This window comes from Amycolatopsis samaneae (assembly GCF_039541975.1).
GTDB classification, from domain to species: domain Bacteria; phylum Actinomycetota; class Actinomycetes; order Mycobacteriales; family Pseudonocardiaceae; genus Amycolatopsis; species Amycolatopsis samaneae.
In genome coordinates, this window is record NZ_BAABHG010000001.1 from 700,105 (window position 1) to 716,659 (window position 16,555).

Consider the following 16,555-nt stretch of genomic DNA (forward strand, 5'->3'; position numbering starts at 1 on the left):
GTTTTCGATGCGCTAACGATATACTCCGGCCCCTTAAGTCTGGACAGTATGCGTGTGTCGATCGTCGAGGACGAGCCGTACCTCGCGGAAGCCATCCGCGATGGCCTGCGCCGGGAAACGATCACCGCCGACATCACCGGTGACGGCGACAGCGCCGCCTACAATATCGCCGCCCTCGACCGTGACCTCCCAGGCCCCTCCGGCGACGGGCTCGCCGAGCGCGGCGTCGCCTACGGCGGCGGGGTGCCGATCCTCGTGCGCACCGCCGCCGACCGGCACGAAGCACACGTTGTGCACAACGCGATCGCGCACAACCCGCCGGAAAAAGGAAACTCCGCGTCACAGCACGGTCACCCACCGCGCCACCGCGCCACCGGCCGCCCGGAGCCGGCGGTCAGGTGACGGCCCGGCCGGTTCCGGGTCCGCTCACCCGCCGTGCCCGCGACGGGCGGCGGTCGCGGTGGCGAGGGTGTCGAGGACGGCCCGGGTGGTGGCGAGGTCGACGCAGGCGTCCGTGATGGACTGGCCGTAGGTCAGCGGCCGGTCCTCGCGGAGTTCCTGGCGACCGGCGCGCAGGTTGGACTCGAGCATGACGCCGACGATGCCGTGCTGTCCGGTCCTGATCTGTTCGGCGATCCGGCCGGCGACGACGGGCTGCCGTTCGTGGTCCTTACGGCTGTTGTCGTGGCTGGCGTCGATCACGACCCGGCCGGGCAGGCCCGCGTTCCGCAGGGCGGAAAGTGCCGCGTGGACCGAGGCGGGGTCGTGGTTGGGCGCGGTGTCACCGCCACGCAGCACCACGTGGCAGTCGGGGTTGCCGACGGTGTGCAGGATGGCGGGCAGGCCGCTGGGGTTGACACCGGGGACGACGTGGCGGGCCGCGGCGGCGCGGATCGCGTCGATCGCGACGGTGACGTCGCCGTCACGGCGGTTCTTGAAGCCGACGGGCATGGACAGCCCGCTGGCGAGCATGCGGTGGTTCTGGCTCTCCACGGTGCGCGCGCCGATGGCGCCCCAGGAGACGGCGTCGGCGAGGTAGGCCGGGATCGTGGTGTCCAGCCATTCGCACGCGACGGGCAGGCCGCGGTCGGTGAGCTCCAGGAGGAGCCGCCGGGCGGTGCGCAGCCCGTGGTTGACGTCGCCGGTGCCGTCCAGGTGCGGATCGTTGATCAGCCCCTTCCAGCCGCCGACCGTCCGGGGTTTCTCGAAGTACACGCGCATGACGACCAGCAGGTCGTCGGCGAACCGGCTCGCGAGGGCGGCGAGGTGGTCGGCGTAGTCGAGTGCCGCGGCCGGGTCGTGGATCGAGCACGGCCCGGCGATCACGAGCAGCCGGTCGTCCGACCCGTCGAGGACGCCGACGACGGTTTCACGGCCCTGTCGCACCGTGTCGGCCGCGGCGGCGGACAGCGGCAGTTCGTGGTGTAGCAGGGCGGGGGTGACCAGCGGGACCATCCGGCTGATGCGCTGGTTGTCCAGATCGAACGCGGCGGTGGTGGTTGTCATCACAGGTATCCCAGTCTTCTGCCCGCACCGGGCTGTCGGGAAAGCCGGATTTCCCGGCCCGGCCGGTGGTTTCGGATGAACGGCGGAACCGGCTCGGAAAAACGACGACAGAGACGATCGCCGGCACAGGTGGCGCCACCACCCCGAACTCCCCCATCGGCCCCTCCACCATCCCGCACTCGAAGCGGCGATACGCCCTGTCCAACTCCGTCGCCGCCGGCCGCTTCCGCGTTTACTCGTATTTCCCCGTCCAGACCGGATCCCGTTTTTCGGTAAAGGCCCGGACGCCCTCGAGCACGTCCTCGCTCCGCCGTCGGCGCTCTTCCCACGGATATACGGCGGTGAACGCCTCCTCCAAAGGAAGATCGAGCGACCGCAGCGCGGCTTCCTTGATCGCGCGAATCGAAAGCGGGGCGCCCCGCACGAGGCTTTCCGTCCATTCGGCCACGCACCGGTCCAGTTCGCCCGGAGGCACGACCTCGTTCACCAGTCCGTGGCGCAGCGCTGTCGCCGCGTCCATCCGGCGCCCGGTCAGCAGATAGCCCATCGCCACCTTCTGCGGCAGTTGCCGGGGCAGCCGGAACACGCCGCCCGCCCCGGGGATCAGGCCGAGCCGGACCTCCGGCAGGCCGAACACCGCCTCCTCGGAGGCGATGACGAGATCGCAGGCGAGCACCAGCTCGAAACCGCCGCCCAGCGCGTAGCCGTGCACCCTGGCGACCACCGGCTTGGACAGGGTGAACCGGTCGGTCAGCCGGGGATGTCCCGGCTGACCCGCGCTGCCGAACGTCGAGGGCGCCACACCCGTGTCGTTCAGCAGCGCGCGTTCCTTGAGATCCTGGCCGACGGAGAAGGCGCGGGTGCCCGCGCCGGTCAGCACCACCGCCCTGACCTCGTCGTCGGCTTCGACCTCGTCCCAGATCCCGGCGAGTTCCGCGTGCATCCGCCGATCCATCGCGTTGAGCACCTCGGGCCGGTCCATGGTCACGTAGGCGACGTGCCCCTTCGTCTCGTACCGCACCCGGGCGCCCGTCACGCCGTTCCCGCCGCGAACTTCCCGACCTTGCCGAGCACGTCCGCGCCGTAGACGCGCAGCGCCTGCGCCACGGCGAACTCCGCCAGGTACCGGCCGAACTCCCCCGGCGGCTCCTCGGCGAGGTTCACCATGCGCCGGTTGGCCAGCACCGCCTCCCCGTCGAGGCGGGCCAGCGCGGCGTCGATCGCCGCGTCCATCTCCTCCGGCGGGACGACCTCGTCGACCAGCAGCCGCGCGTCCGGCTCGTCGGCTCGGATCCGGCGGCCGCCGAGGATCACCTGCCGGGCCACGCGCGGCCCGGCGATCCGGGAAAGCCGGAAGTTCGCCGCCCCGGGAATGATCCCCTCCTTCGCCGCGGGCAGGCTGAGGTAGGAGTCCGACGCCGCCAGCACGTGGTCGAAGACCAGCAGGAGCTGGGTCCCGCCGCCGATGGCGAAGGAATCGACGGCCGCCACCCATGGCTTGCCGGTCAGCCGCGCATGCCACGAGCCGTCGGTGAGCAGGCCGAGGAAGATCTTCCGGAGGTACCCCATTTCCCGCCGCAGCAGGAAATCGACGAGGGGGATGTCGCCCGAACTCAGCTTCTTGAGGTTGATCCCCGCGCAGAACACCCGCCGCCCCGCGTACCGGGGATGGCTCATCACCCCGCCCCGCACCAGTCCTGTTCGGACGGACGGGTCGAGCAGCGCCAGATCGACCGCGGTCTCCATGTCCTCGACCTGCTGGGCGTCCTCGGCGTTCAGGCAGTCGTCCCGGCACAGGGTCAGGTGCGCCACGCCGTCGCGGCGCTCCAGCCGGACCGCCTCCATGCGCACGACGCCGGTCTCGGCGAATCCGGGGAGCAGCTCCAGTGCCCTCGGCGTGGGCCGGAGCATGGCGTCGAGCAGGTGCGGACCGGCCTTCGGGGCACGCAGGATCCCGCGCAGGAAGATGCCCTGGTCGATCTCGCGTCCTTCCTTCTCCGCCTGCTGCCGCGCGCGTTCGGCGGCCATCTGCTCGTCGGTGGGCACCAGGCCGGGAAAGGCCGCCGCGGCGGCACGGACCAGCTCGTCGACACGCAGGTACCGGGTCCGGCCCGCGGTGAGTTCGTCGTAGATCTCCTCGGCACACGCCGCCAGGTACTCCGTGCGCATCGCCCTGACCCCGTCCAGTGCCGAGGACGCGGCCTCGCGCTGCGCGGGAGTCCGGGCGGACGGCACCGGCAGCCCGGCGAGCAGTTCGTCGGCCCGGTGGGCCGCCGACGCCAGTGCCCGGCGGTCGAGCGGCGGCGACAGCGTGGCGAAATCCGTTGTCACGAAACGTCCTCCCGTCGCAGGGCCCGGTCCGCCGCGGCCAGGTGCGCGCCGAGCGCGTCCTCGAAGCTGGTCGAACCGGCTTCGAAGATCAGCTGCCGGCGGATCTTCAGCTCCGCGCCGTCCACGGCACCGGCCGCCTCGGCCAGCCCGGCCAGCACCGCCGCCGGATCCTCGGAGATCTCGTCGACCAGGTTGAGGGCGAGCGCGCGCCCGGCCTCGATCGGGGTACCGAGCAGCACGGCCCGCCGGACGGCGGCGGCGCCGGCCTGCTGGGTGAGCCGATGCACGGTCATCCCCGGCCAGGTGGCGCCGCCCGCCCTCGGCAGCAGCAGCCGGGTACCCGGGGCGGCGATCCGGACGTCGGCGGCGAGGAGCAGGTCCAGGGCCGTGCCCGCGCACTCCCCCGACGCCACCGCGACCGTGACCCTGGCGAGCCGTTCGAACCGGCGCACCGCCCGCTCCCATTTGGAGACGAGGCCGACCGTCAGCCCGGCGGGCCAGCCCGCCGGCGGGGCACCCGTGAGGTACACGGTGACCGGGCCGGGCCCCCGGTGGTCCTCGGCGCGGTCGCAGAGGCCACCCAGTTCCTCGACCGACGCGGCCGAAAACGGCTGGGCACCATCGAAACGCAGCATCAGTTCGCTGTTCATTTCCCCGCTCCTCACCACTGGATCAGCGCCGTTTCGATCGTGGAGCCGGGCCCCATGGTCATGAGCACGCCGTAGTCCCCGGGGCGGGCGACGCCCTCTTCGGCGAGTCGTTCGTAGGAAAACAGAAAGGAACCGCTGGAAAGGTTCCCGTAGTCCCGGAGCACACCGGTGGTGTGGCGGACGTCGTGCCTGCTCAGGCCGAGGTTGACGACGACGGCGTCGATCACCTTCTTGCCGCCGGAATGCACCAGCCAGTGGCCGATGTCGCCGCGCCGCAGCCCGGTGCCGGACAGCAGCCGGTCGACCACGATTTCGGCGTGCGCCCCCACCACGTAGGGAATCTGCGGGTCGAGGAAGAAACTGAACCGGTCCTGGACGCGGTCCCAGTCGTAGCGCATCGCCTCGAGCGCGTCGGTGATGAGGTAGCTCGCGAACTTCAGCACGCGCGGGCCGGGCACGCGCCCGTCACCGGAGACCACGGCGAGGGCGGCGGAGCCGTCGCCGAACAGGCTGTTGACCACCGCGGTCCGCATGGTGCCGTCCAGCGCGTACGCGGCGGAACAGGCCTCGCTGCACAGGACGACGCCGAGTTCGCCGGGGTGCGCCGCGGACCAGCCGGCGACCACGTTGAGCGCGTTCAGGCCCGCGTTGCAGCCCATGCCCACGATGTCCGAGCGGCCGCAGTGCGGGTCGATGCCCAGCTCGCGGATGATCAGCGCGCTCAGGCCGGGGGTCAGGAAGCCGGTCGAGGTGACACAGCACAGGTGCCGCAGGTCCGAGAGCGTCGCGCCCGCCGATTTCAGGCAGGCTTCGAGTGCCCGGCAGCCCATGTCGACCGCGAGCTTCTTGTGTTTGTCCAGGAGGTCGCCCTGCGGTTCCGGCTCGCGTCCCCCGCCGGGGCTTTCCGGTGGGAGGGTGAGAAAACGCCGGTCGATCGCGCTGTTCAGGAAGACCGAGCGGATCCGGGTGTCCTCGATGCCGAGGATTTCGAGGAGCTCGGTCTGCGAATAGGAAGTGTCGGACACCGCGGTCCCCACGCCGGCGAACCTGGTGATTTCGGTGCGCCCGGTGACGGCGGAAAGGTCTTCGGCCGGTGCGATGCTGGTCGTCATCGATACATCCAGCCCCAGGTCCTGAGTTTGCCGCGGAGTAACGGCCTGAACCGTGACGTGGCCATTGTTCTCACCTTTCTCGGGTCTCGGGGAAAACTCGTACCGCGACGCTCGTCGTGTTCCGCGGTCGCGAAGAGCCCGGGAACGTCCGCCCGCATGGACGGACGTTCCCGGGGTGTCACAAGCCGAACGCCAGCAGCACGCGTCGCTTGTCCTTGCCGTACGCCGGAAGGTAACCCGACTGCACGTAGACCATCCCGTGTGCGATGACCGCGCCGCCGCCGGTGCCGGAGATCGTGCTGCCCATGCCTTCGAGCCCGTTGACACCGGTGAAGGTGCGGATCGTGTCGTAGGTCCACAGCACGCGGCCGCTCGCGGAGTCGTAGGCCCGCAGCTTGCCGTCGCTCGAACCCTCCCACACCAGGCCGGGGCTGCTGGTCGCGGCCGGCCCGTGTGCCAGGGCACAGACCTCGGGATACTGCGCCGCGCCCCCGGTGGTGCAGCCGTCCGCCGGGTTCGGTGTCCGCCACAGCACGTCGCCGTTCGCCGGGTTCACCGCGAACAGCGTGCCCGGATTCGCCTTGTACGAGGCGATGTAGAGCCGCCTGCCGTCAAAGCTGGAGCCCCACTGGATGCCACTCTCGCCGCCGCCGCCCGACCCGGTCGGCACGCCGAGCTGGCGGCGCCACTCCACCTTGCCTGTACGCGCGTCGAACATGTGGTAGACGCCCGATTTCTGGCCGACACCGACGAGGGTGCGGTCGCCGAGGCGCACGATGTTCGGGGTGGCGCCGATGTCGTAGTCGAGCGCGGTGCCGTCGGCGAGTCCCGGGCAGTAGCCGCCCGGATCCGGTTTGGTGCACTCCACCCGCCAGGTGTCGGCCTTGGTGACCTGGTTCTTCCACCGCACTCCACCGGTGCGCGCGTCGAGGGCCAGCAGCGTGTCGAAGTCGCCGCCGCTGCCGGTGTAGTTCTGGCCGGTGCCGACGTAGAGCGTGCCGGTGTACGGGTCGATCACCGGCGAGCTCCACACGCCGACGCCGGACGGTTCGTACTTCGGCACGCCGTTCGGCCAGGTGCCTGCCTGCTTCGGCTCCGGCACCGTGTAGTACCGCCACTTGAGCTCACCGGTGTTCGCGTCGAGCGAGTCGAGGTGGCCCCGGAACGTGCAGCACGGGTAGTCCCGGCGCTGCTCGGCGTTCTCGGTACTGGACACGCCGATGTAGACCCGTCCTTCGTGGACTATCGGCGAGCCGGTGACACCGGCGTACGGATGCGTGTCGATGCGGGACGTCCACTTCAGAGCGCCGGTACGGACGTCGAGCGCGTAGAAGTAACCGCCCGCGTCGCCGAAGAAGACCTTGCCGTCCGACACCGCCGGCCCGTCCCACACGACCGGACGGGTGTTCTCGGGGTTGACCGACGTCAGGGCGAACTCCCATTTCGCCGCGCCGGTCCTGGCGTCACGGGCGTAGAACTTGCCGTCCGTGCCGCCGAAGTAGACCGTGTCGCCGACGACGGCCGGCTCGCTGCGGGTCATCGCCCCCTTGGTCGTCGGATAGGCGAACGCCCATTTCAGCTTGAGATTCTTGACGTTGTCGGCCTTGACGCGGTGCTCGGCCGAGGCGAATCGGGAACCGGCGAGATCCTTCTGCCAGGTGGCCCAGTTGCCGTCGCTTGTGGACGGTGCGGCACCGGCGACACTACCGGTCAGCGCGGTGCACAGGATGACGATCGCACCGAGCAACTTCAGTTTCCTGGAGCGCGAAAACACCAGTAACCCTCCAGTTCGCGAACCTGCGTGACATATCGATTTTCCCACCAGAAACCGCGCCCTGATCCGGTCGCGGTTGGACAAATGCCGAAGGCGAGCGGGCAGCCCTCAGGGAACCTGTTCGTTCCGGCTCACTTCCGGTTGCGTTGTCCACGCGCGATGCTCGGTCTCGCGGACCTCCTCCTCGGCGGTCTGCTCCACTTTGGACATCGCGAACCGCAGGATCGGCGGCGTCATCAGCGAGGTGACGATCGCGATGAGGATCACGATGGTGTAGATCTCCACGCTGAGAATGCCCAGCCGCAGGCCGACCATGGCCACCACGATCTCGATGACTCCCCGCGAGTTCAGCCCGGCGCCCAGCGCCAGTCCTTCCCACTTGTTCAGGCCGCTCAGCCGCGCACCGGCGTACGCGCCGACGAACTTGCCGGCGACGGCCAGTACGAGCATCGCCAGCCCGGCGAGCAGCACCTGCGGACGGACCAGGGCGGTGAGATCCATCCGCAGCCCCGCCGTGGCGAAGAAGATCGGGGCGAACACCGCCAGGACGACCGTGCGCAGCGGCGCGAGCCTGGCCGGCTCCACCTTGCCCGCGTTGCCGATCAGGATGCCGCAGACGAAGGCGCCGAAGACCGACTCCAGGCCGAGTGCCTGCGTACCGGCCGCGGCGAGGAGTACCAGCACCGCGGCGGCGGCGATGGTGAGCCCGGGGCCCTCGGCCCTGGCGGCCACCCGCAGCACACCCCGGACCAGCGGCCTGCCGAGGGTGAGCGCGAAGGCCACAATGAGGATCAGGTAGGCGAGCGAGACGAGCACGGTGCCGGTGGTCACCGCGTTGACCGCCATCGCGCTGACGATCGACAGCATGAACCAGCCGAACGCGTCGTCGATCATCCCGGCGGTGAGGGTGAGCTGCCCGATGTTGCGGTGCAACAGTTTCATGTCCATCAGGGTCTTGGCGATGACCGGGATGGCGCTCACGCACAGCGCCACGCCGAGGAACAACGCGAAGACGGTGCCGTGGGTACCCTCCGGCACCAGCGCCCTCGGCAGGAGATAGCCCGCGCCGATACCCAGGCCGAGCGGGATCACCAGGCCGCCGACGCTGACCCCGGCGGCGGTACCGCCACGCCTGCGGACCAGTCCCATGTCCATGTGCACGCCGGTGAGACCGACCAGCAGCACGACGCCGATCTGGCCGACGGCGTCGAGCAGGTGGTACTGCTCGGCGACGGCCGGGAACAGCCAGCCGTGCGGTCCCGGTGCGACCCAGGCCAGCAGCGACGGACCGAGCAGCACCCCGACCAGCAGTTCGCCGACGACCGCCGGCATGCCGAACCGGCAGGCGAGCCTGCCGAAGACGACGGCGAGCAGGAGCAGCAAGCCGATCTGGAGCAGGAAGACCAGCAGATCGTGGGCGGCGATCGGCGCGATCGGCGCGGCGGACGCGGCAAGCGAGAGAGACATCTTCCTCCTTCGGGAAGGCCCCGCTACGGGTGAACCCCGGCAAGTGGCGCGCGGACGGAACGGCTCGGCACGGCGGCGGGCACCTCAGCCGTATCCGGAGATCCGGGTGCCCAGTCCGCGGGCCGCGGGCACCGACGTACAGCCCGCCAGGCCCATCGCGTTCCGGAGTTCGACGGCCAGCAGGTCGAGCACCTCCCGGACGCCATTCTGGCCCGCCGCGGCCAGTCCCCACATCGCCGGCTGTCCGACGAGCACGGCCGAGGCACCGAGGGCGGCCGCCTTGAGGATGTCCCCGCCACCGCGGATTCCCCCGTCCAGCAACACTTCGCAGCTGCCGGAGACCGCGGCGGCGATCTCGCCCAGCACCTCGATTCCCGGCACGGCACCGTCCAACTGACGTCCTCCGTGGTTGGACACCACGATTCCGGCGGCCCCCGCCCCGGCCGCGCGACGGGCGTCCTCGACGGCGAGAATCCCCTTGAGCACCAAAGGAAGATCCGTGTGCGCGCGGACCGCGTCCACCGATTCCCAGGTGGCCGCGGCGAACTCGCGCGCGGTGTGGTCGGCCACGGCCGAAATCCCCTCGGCACGGCGGTGCGCGGCCACCCCGGCGTCGAAGTTCGCCGCCGTCACGTGTGCCGGCAGCGCGAAGCCGTTCCGCATGTCCCGCAGCCGCCGCCCCATCCACGGCACGTCGACGGTGAACACGATCGCCGCGCAGCCGGCGTCCTCCGCGCGGCGCACGAGCTCCAGGCAGCGCTTCTCGTCGCGCAGCCAGTACAGCTGGAACCACGGCGTGCCCCCGACGGCGGCGATCTCCTCCAGCGGAACGCTGCTCAGCGAGCAGATGGTGTAGGGCACCCCCGCGTCGCGGGCCGCGCGGGCCGCCGCGAGCTCGCCTTCGGGATGGAACAACCGCTGGTAGGCGACCGGGGCGACCGCCACCGGCAGCGCGGCGCGCCCGCCGAGGATCTCGACCTCCGTGGTGCTGCCGGTCAGGTCGCGCAGCATCCGGGGAACCAGGAAGATCCGCTCGAACGCGGCGCGGTTGGCCGCCAGCGACACCTCGGCGCCGCTGCCCCCGGCGAGGAAGTCCCAGATCTCGCCGGGGAGAGCGTCCCTCGCGGCACGTTCGAGGTCCGCGAGGCAGAGGTGGGTCATCGCCGGACGGCGCCGAGGTCGCGCTGCCCGGTCCGTTCCAGCTCCACGGCCTCGTACAGCGCCTTGATGTTGGCGCTGCCGAAGGTCTCCGCCCCGGTCCTCTCGATGACCTCGAAGAAGAGGGTGCGACGCGGATGCGTGGAGGCGGTGAAGATCTGGAACAGCTGGCCGCCGTGGTCCTCGTCGACGAGGAGGTTCACCGGCCGCAGATCGTCGATCCGGTGCGTCTCCACCCGGATCCGTTGCTCGAGCAGGTCGTAGTAGGTCTCCGGGGTCTTCAGGAACTCCACGCCGTGCTGCGAGAGCCGCCGGACCGCGCGGACCGCGTTGTCACTGGTGAAGGCGATGTGCTGCACACCGGCCCCGTGATGGTTCTTGAGGAACTCGTCGATCTGGCCGGGGTCGGCGTTCACGTCGGGCTCGATCAGGGTGAGGGTGACCGTGCCCGCCGCGCCCTGCACCACGGTGGAGTTCATCGCCTGGGCGCCGACGACGATGTGCTCCTCGAAGATCTGCCGGAACCCCAGTGCCCGCTCGTAGAACGCCACGGTGGGGCCGAGGTCGCCGGCGTCGAGGCAGACCGCGAAGTGATCGATCTCGAGCAGTTTCCCGGCGTGCTCGCTGTGGTCGACGGCCTTCGGCGTGGCGGCCGCTCCTTCGTACTGGACCAGCGTGTGCACGACATCGCCGAAACCGCCGATGGTGGCCGTGACGACCGGCTCGCGCGGCCCCGCCTCCGGGTGCCGCACCGGCTCACGGACCGCGGTCGCCCCGGCCCGCACCGCGGCCTCGAAGGCCGCCGCCACGTCCGGGGTGCGCAGCGCGATGTCGGCCACCCCGTCGCCGTGCGTCTGGAGGTAGGTGGCCCCCGGATGGCGATCCGACGTCGGTTCGGTGAGGACCAGCGTGATCGCCCCGGTCCGCATCGTGACGCTGCGGTGGTCCGCCGACCGGCTCGTACCGGCGATGGGGAAGTCGTACCTCTCCACCCAGCCGAACGCGGCCTCCTCCAGATTCCCGACATACATTTCCACGTAGTCGACGTCAAAATCCTGCATAGCGGTCACGAAATTCCCTCCAGAAAACAGCTGCGACTCTCGCAATCCGGAAACGGCTGCGACTCTTCCACCAGGATGACTCCGGGCCGATTCCCCTTCAACGGTGTCAGCTTTGACATCTCCGGGCACCCGTGTGCCACCTCTGTCCACATCGGATAGACCGGGCGCCGGTCAGCGCCCGGTGAACCGCACCGGGAGTTCCCGGTACCCCTGCACGACGATCGCCCGCAGCCAGGCGGGCTCGGCCACCAGCTCCACTCGCGACACCCGCTCGGCCAGCGCCGCCAGCACGACCGACAGCTCGATCCGCGCGAGCGCGGACCCGAGGCAGTGGTGCACCCCGTGGCCAAAGGTGATGTGCCGGTTGGGTTTCCGTCCGGGGCGGAAGGCGTCGGGTTCGTCGAACTCGGCGGGATCCCGGTTCGCGGCGGGCAGCCACGCGACCACCGGGGTGCCCGGCGGCAGGTGCCTGCCGTTGACCGTCGTCTCGCCGGTGGCCACCCGGAGCACGTGCATCGCGGGCGAGGTCCAGCGCAGCACCTCCTCCACGACGGTGCCGGTGTCCGCGCTCCCGTCCTTCAGCTCCGCCAGGAGGCCGGGCACCGTGGCGAGCGCGTGCACCGCGCCGGTGATCGCGTGCCGGGTGGTTTCGTTGCCGCCGATCAGGACGTTGTCGCAGTTGAGCAACACGTCGTCGGTTTCGAGGCCGTCACGCACCAGCGTGCCGACGAGGTCCTCGGCCGGGTGCTCGCGGCGCTCGGCGATCAGTTCGTCGAAGTAGACGAGGATCTCGGTGTGCGCCTGCCGCGGCGTCATCCCGTCGTACAGCTCGTCCTCGCCGCCGAAGGCGTGGTTGGTCAGGTCGATGAGCATGCCCTGGTCCGCGGCGGGCACCCCCAGGATGTCGCACACGACCGCGGCGGGAACACGCGGGCCGATCGCCGCGGCCACGTCACAGACCTCGCCGTCGAGTACCCGGTCGAGCACGCCGTGCACCTCGGCCCGTACCCGTTCGGCCAGTTTCCGCGCGGCGCCACGGGAAAGCAGCGGCCCGATCAGCCCGCGCAACCGGCGGTGCCGCTCCTGTTCGGAGACGACCATCATCCGGCCGCCCGAGGTGTCCGGGTGGTCGCGGTCGAACCCGATCATCATTCCGTACTCGGAGGTGAACGAGGCCGACGGCGCGAGGACCGCGGCGCACGCCCGGTGCGAGAACACCGACCAGAAGCCGGCGGGTGAGCTGCCCGGTTCGCTCCACACCATCGCGTCTTCCGCCGCGAGTTCGCGCCAGCGGGTGTGCCGGTCCAGGGTCGTGTACAGATCGGGGTCGCCGAGATCGGTGGCTTTCGTCGTCTGCATGAATGCTCTCCGGTCAGGTCTGTGCGGCGTCGAGCACCTTGGCCAGCTGGGCCACGGTCGGCGCGTCGAAGAAGGCCTGCACCCGCAGCCGGACGCGCAGGCTGGAGCGGATGCGGGACACCAGCCGCGTCGCGAGCAGCGAGTGGCCGCCGACCTCGAAGAAGCTGTCGTCCACACCGACGCTGCCGACGCCGAGCACCTCGGCGAACAGCTCGGCGAGGCGGATTTCCGTCGGGGTGCTCGGCGCTCGCCCGGTGCCAGGATGAGCGGCGCCGTCCTGCTCGGCGGCGGACAGGGCGGCCCGGTCGACCTTGCCGTTGGGCGAGGTCGGCAGGCGCGGCAGGCCGACGATCACGTCGGGTACCAGGTAGGCGGGCAGCCGCTTCTTCAGCGGTGGCAGGAGGTTTTCGATCCCCAGCCGGATGCCGCCGGTACCGACCACGTAGGCGACGAGCCGGTTCTCGTGCTCGGACACCACCGCCTGGGCGACGCCGTCCACCGCGAGCAGCGCGGCCTCGACCTCGCCCGGCTCGATCCGGTGCCCGCGAACCTTCAGCTGGTCGTCGGCGCGGCCGACGAAGACGAGCTGACCGTCCGGACGCGCCCGCACCCGGTCGCCGGTCCGGTACATGCGCGTGCCGGGGCCGCCGAACGGATCCGGCAAGAACCGCTCCGCGGTCGCGGCGGGCCGATGCAGGTAACCGCGGGCGAGCCCGGGACCCGTCACGTACAGCTCGCCCACGTCCCCGGTCCGGACCGGCCGCAGCCCGCTGTCCAGGACGTAGGTGTGGACACCGGTGATCGGCTTGCCGATCGGCGGGGTGCCGTCACCGGTCAGCGGGTCGCTCGCGGTCACCGCGACCGTGGTCTCGGTCGGGCCGTAGGCGTTGATCATGACGCGGTCGCGGGCCCAGCGCCGCGCGACCGGAGCCGGGCACGCCTCGCCCGCGACCAGCAGGGTCACCCCCGCGGGCAGGCCGCCCGCCTCCGCCAGCGGCGCCAGCGCGGAGGGCGGCAACGTGATGTGCGAGATCCGCTGCTCCCGTACCAGCCGCGCGAGCGGCTCGCCGGGGACCAGGTGCGGCGAGGGAGCCAGCACCAGGCAGCCACCGGCCAGCCACATCGGCCAGAACTCGGCGACCGCGGCGTCGAAGCTGGGGGAAGCGAACGCCAGCAACCTGCTGTCCGGCCGCAACCGCTGACGGCGCACGTAGTCGGCGGCCAGGTTCGGTATCCCGCGGTGCGTGACCACCACGCCCTTCGGCCGCCCGGTCGAGCCCGAGGTGTAGATGACGTACGCGGGATGGCCCGGCAGCAACGGCGCGAGCCGGTCCTCGTCGTCCAGGTCCGGCTCGGCCCAGTCCGCCTCCCTCGCCACGCTCAGGACGACGGGAGCGCCGGACACCTCCTGCCCCGGCAGGCGCAGCAGGCAGTGCGCGGCCGTGTCGGCCAGCATGTGCCGCCTGCGCTCCTCCGGATAGTCCGGATCGACGGGTACGTAGGCGCCACCGGCCTTGTGCACGGCCAGCATCGCGATGACGAACTCGATCGACCGCGGCATCACCAGTGCGACCAGCCGCTCCGGGCCGACCCCGTGTGCCACGAGCCGGCGCGCGAGCCGATTGGCCTCTCCGTTGAGTTCGGCGTAGGTCAGCGTGGTGCTCCCCATCGCCACGGCGGGCCGGTCCGGCACCGCCGCGGCGGTCGCCTCGAACAGCGCGGGTGTCGTGGACACCGCGGGCATGGTGTGGCCCGTCGGCGGGTTCGTGGTACTCACGCGGTCTCCTCCAGTCGCGCGCGGGCCGGGACGCCGAGGAACCGGATCAGCTCGCGGTTCACCGCTTCCGGGTCCTCCAGGTAGCCGAAGTGCCCGCAACCGGGGATCGTGCGGTGCGTGGCGCCGGGGATCGCGGCGGCCAGCTCCCGTCCGGCCGGGGGCGGCGCCACGAGATCGTGTTCGAACGAGACGACGTGGCAGGGCACGGTGATCGCCCGGTAGGCCTCGCGGCGGTCGGGCAACGCGCTCAGCAGCAACTGCGCCCGGACACCGGGCCCCTGCCGCTCCGCGGCCGCGAACAGGTCGAGCCAGTCACCGGCGAGGTCGTCGTCGGCGAGCGTCGCGGGCCCCAGGTTGTGCACGGCGCGCACGGCGGCGAGGTAGTTCGGTGGCAGCGCGACGCCCCGCCCGATCAGCTCCGCCTCCCCCTCCGCGAGCATCCGCTGGACGAGACTGCTCCTGCCGCACGCGGCCATCAGCACGACCGCCTCCAGCAGTTCCGGGTGGGCGAGCGCCAGCTCCTGCGCGAGGTAGGCGCCCATCGACGTGCCGACGACGCGGCACGGCGCCACGCCGAGGTGGCCGATCAGGGCGGCCACGTCCGCGACGAGATCGTCGACGGTGAACCCGTCCGCGCCCTCGTCGCTCGGCGGGATCCCGCGGTTGTCCATGGTGATCACCCGGAATCCGGCGGCGCGCAGGGCAGGCACCTGGTGCAGGTCCCACACCGAACCCGGCGCCCCGGTACCGGTCAGCAACAGGACGGGCGAACCGTCGCCGTGGTCGTGGTAGGACAACCGGATCCCGTGCTCGGTTGTCATCAGCATGATGGTCCTTCCCCGCGCCCGTTCTCCCCAGAGTTCTTGTTTCCCCGCAACGGTTGTGGCTTCTCGGCCGCCGTGACGCACAACGGTGACCGTACCTTCCCCGGATCGGTATCCGGAGGTTTCCCGAATGGACAGGCCCGGCCACGGCCCCGCTCGTTCCCTTGCGTGGCAAGGAAAGCGACCGTTCGTCCACGGCCGTCTTCTTGACACTCCCGGCACCGTGGGGAAATCCTAGTATTTATGGAATCGAACGGTTTGTCCACTCAATGGGGTTTGGCGGAGCTGCACGGATCACTCACCGATCCGGCCATTTCGTCGATGAACCTGCTCAACGAACTGATCGACGAATATCCGCGGGCCATTTCCATGGCGGCGGGCCGCCCTTACGAAGAGTTTTTCGACATCCGTCTCATCCACGATTACCTCGACGCCTACTGCGAGCATCTCCGGCGCGACCGGAAAATGGACGAGGCCGGGGTCACCCGCACGCTCTTCCAGTACGGCACCACGAAGGGTGTCATCCCCGATCTCATCGCCCGCAACCTCGCCGAGGACGAGGATATCGACGCCGCCCCGGAGTCCGTGGTCGTCACCGTCGGCGCCCAGGAGGCCATGTTCCTGGTACTGCGTACCCTGCGCGCGGACGAGCGGGACGTGCTGCTCGCCCCCGCCCCCACCTACGTCGGCCTGACCGGGGCGGCGCTGCTCACCGACACCCCCGTCCGGCCGGTCCGGTCCACCGAGAACGGGATCGACCCCGACGACCTCGTCCTCCAGCTCAAACGCGCCGGAGAAGAAGGCAAGCGGGTCCGGGCCTGCTACGTGACCCCGAACTTCGCCAATCCCACCGGCACCAGCATGGACCTGCCCGCGCGCCACCGGCTCCTCGACGTCGCCGAGGCGAACGGCATCCTGCTCCTGGAGGACAACGCGTACGGGCTCTTCGGGGCCGAACGCCTCCCCACCCTGAAATCCCTCGACCGGTCGCGGAGCGTGGTCTACCTCGGCTCCTTCGCCAAGACCGGCATGCCCGGCGCCCGCGTCGGTTACGCGATCGCGGACCAGCGCATGCCCGACGGCGGCCTGCTCGCGGACCAGCTCTCCAAGCTCAAGGGCATGCTCACCGTCAACACCTCCCCCATCGCCCAGGCGGTGATCGCCGGGAAACTCCTGCGCAACGACTACAGCCTGGTCAAGGCCAACACCCGCGAGATCGCCATCTACCAGCGCAACCTCCGCCACACCCTGGACGCGCTCACCCGCGAGCTCGGCGACCGCCCCGGGGTCGGCTGGAACACCCCGACCGGCGGATTCTTCGTCACCGTCACCGTGCCCTTCACCGCTGACGACGCACTGCTGGAACACGCGGCCCGCGACCACGGCGTGCTGTTCACCCCGATGCACCACTTCTACGGCGGGAAGGGCGGATTCAACCAGCTCCGGCTCTCGATCAGCCTGCTCACGCCGGAACTGATCGAGGAAGGCGTGCGCAGGCTCGCCGCGCTCATCACCGCACGCCTCCCCTGATCCAGG

General features: G+C 70.7%; 13 protein-coding genes and 1 pseudogene. 2 read left to right on the top strand and 12 right to left on the bottom strand.

What is annotated here, in order from left to right:
* Positions 1-48: 48 nt before the first annotated feature.
* Positions 49-276, top strand: a pseudogene (locus ABD987_RS03080) (response regulator); the annotation flags it as partial.
* A gap of 150 nt (positions 277-426) precedes the next feature.
* On the opposite strand, the gene ABD987_RS03085 reads toward ABD987_RS03080, so the two are convergent.
* From ABD987_RS03085 to ABD987_RS03140, 12 genes are all read right to left on the bottom strand, one after another.
* A complete protein-coding gene (locus tag ABD987_RS03085) occupies positions 427-1,506 on the bottom strand; it encodes a 3-deoxy-7-phosphoheptulonate synthase (RefSeq protein WP_345386599.1) in 1,080 nt (359 codons plus the stop codon).
* Between the two features lie 232 nt (positions 1,507-1,738).
* Positions 1,739-2,542, bottom strand: coding sequence for an enoyl-CoA-hydratase DpgD (gene dpgD, locus ABD987_RS03090; RefSeq protein ID WP_345386601.1), 804 nt, complete (start codon positions 2,540-2,542; stop codon positions 1,739-1,741).
* Positions 2,539-3,837 carry a (3,5-dihydroxyphenyl)acetyl-CoA 1,2-dioxygenase DpgC gene (gene dpgC / locus ABD987_RS03095; RefSeq protein ID WP_345386603.1) on the bottom strand — a complete coding sequence of 433 codons (1,299 nt, stop codon included), beginning with the start codon at positions 3,835-3,837 and terminating at the stop codon, positions 2,539-2,541. The genes dpgD and dpgC overlap by 4 nt, the downstream gene beginning before the upstream one ends.
* Positions 3,834-4,487 carry an enoyl-CoA-hydratase DpgB gene (dpgB, locus tag ABD987_RS03100; RefSeq protein WP_345386605.1) on the bottom strand — a complete coding sequence of 218 codons (654 nt, stop codon included), beginning with the start codon at positions 4,485-4,487 and terminating at the stop codon, positions 3,834-3,836. Before dpgB ends, dpgC begins: the two co-directional genes overlap by 4 nt.
* Before the next feature lie 11 nt (positions 4,488-4,498).
* On the bottom strand, positions 4,499-5,599 hold the full coding sequence (dpgA, locus tag ABD987_RS03105) for a 3,5-dihydroxyphenylacetyl-CoA synthase DpgA (protein WP_345386607.1): 1,101 nt from the start codon (positions 5,597-5,599) through the stop codon (positions 4,499-4,501).
* Positions 5,600-5,777: 178 nt separating this feature from the next.
* Positions 5,778-7,346 (bottom strand): outer membrane protein assembly factor BamB family protein, encoded by a 1,569-nt coding sequence (locus tag ABD987_RS03110; protein WP_345386610.1) that lies wholly within the window; start codon positions 7,344-7,346, stop codon positions 5,778-5,780.
* Positions 7,347-7,481: 135 nt separating this feature from the next.
* Positions 7,482-8,840, bottom strand: a complete 1,359-nt coding sequence (locus ABD987_RS03115; protein WP_345386612.1) for a cation:proton antiporter — start codon at positions 8,838-8,840, stop codon at positions 7,482-7,484.
* 84 nt (positions 8,841-8,924) lie between these two features.
* Entirely contained in the window at positions 8,925-10,001 is a 1,077-nt protein-coding gene (locus ABD987_RS03120; RefSeq protein ID WP_345386614.1) for an alpha-hydroxy acid oxidase, read from the bottom strand.
* Positions 9,998-11,059, bottom strand: a complete 1,062-nt coding sequence (hppD, locus tag ABD987_RS03125; RefSeq protein WP_345386816.1) for a 4-hydroxyphenylpyruvate dioxygenase — start codon at positions 11,057-11,059, stop codon at positions 9,998-10,000. Before hppD ends, ABD987_RS03120 begins: the two co-directional genes overlap by 4 nt.
* A 171-nt stretch (positions 11,060-11,230) precedes the next feature.
* Complete coding sequence (locus tag ABD987_RS03130; protein ID WP_345386616.1) at positions 11,231-12,418, bottom strand: cytochrome P450; 1,188 nt, start codon at positions 12,416-12,418, stop codon at positions 11,231-11,233.
* 13 nt (positions 12,419-12,431) lie between these two features.
* Positions 12,432-14,195 (bottom strand): amino acid adenylation domain-containing protein, encoded by a 1,764-nt coding sequence (locus tag ABD987_RS03135; RefSeq protein WP_345386618.1) that lies wholly within the window; start codon positions 14,193-14,195, stop codon positions 12,432-12,434.
* Positions 14,192-15,022: an alpha/beta fold hydrolase gene (locus ABD987_RS03140; RefSeq protein ID WP_345386620.1), complete on the bottom strand. Its 831-nt coding sequence runs from the start codon at positions 15,020-15,022 to the stop codon at positions 14,192-14,194. Before ABD987_RS03140 ends, ABD987_RS03135 begins: the two co-directional genes overlap by 4 nt.
* A gap of 240 nt (positions 15,023-15,262) precedes the next feature.
* Between ABD987_RS03140 and ABD987_RS03145 the strand changes: the two genes are divergently transcribed.
* Positions 15,263-16,549: an aminotransferase-like domain-containing protein gene (locus ABD987_RS03145; protein WP_345386623.1), complete on the top strand. Its 1,287-nt coding sequence runs from the start codon at positions 15,263-15,265 to the stop codon at positions 16,547-16,549.
* The last annotated feature ends 6 nt before the right edge of the window (positions 16,550-16,555 follow it).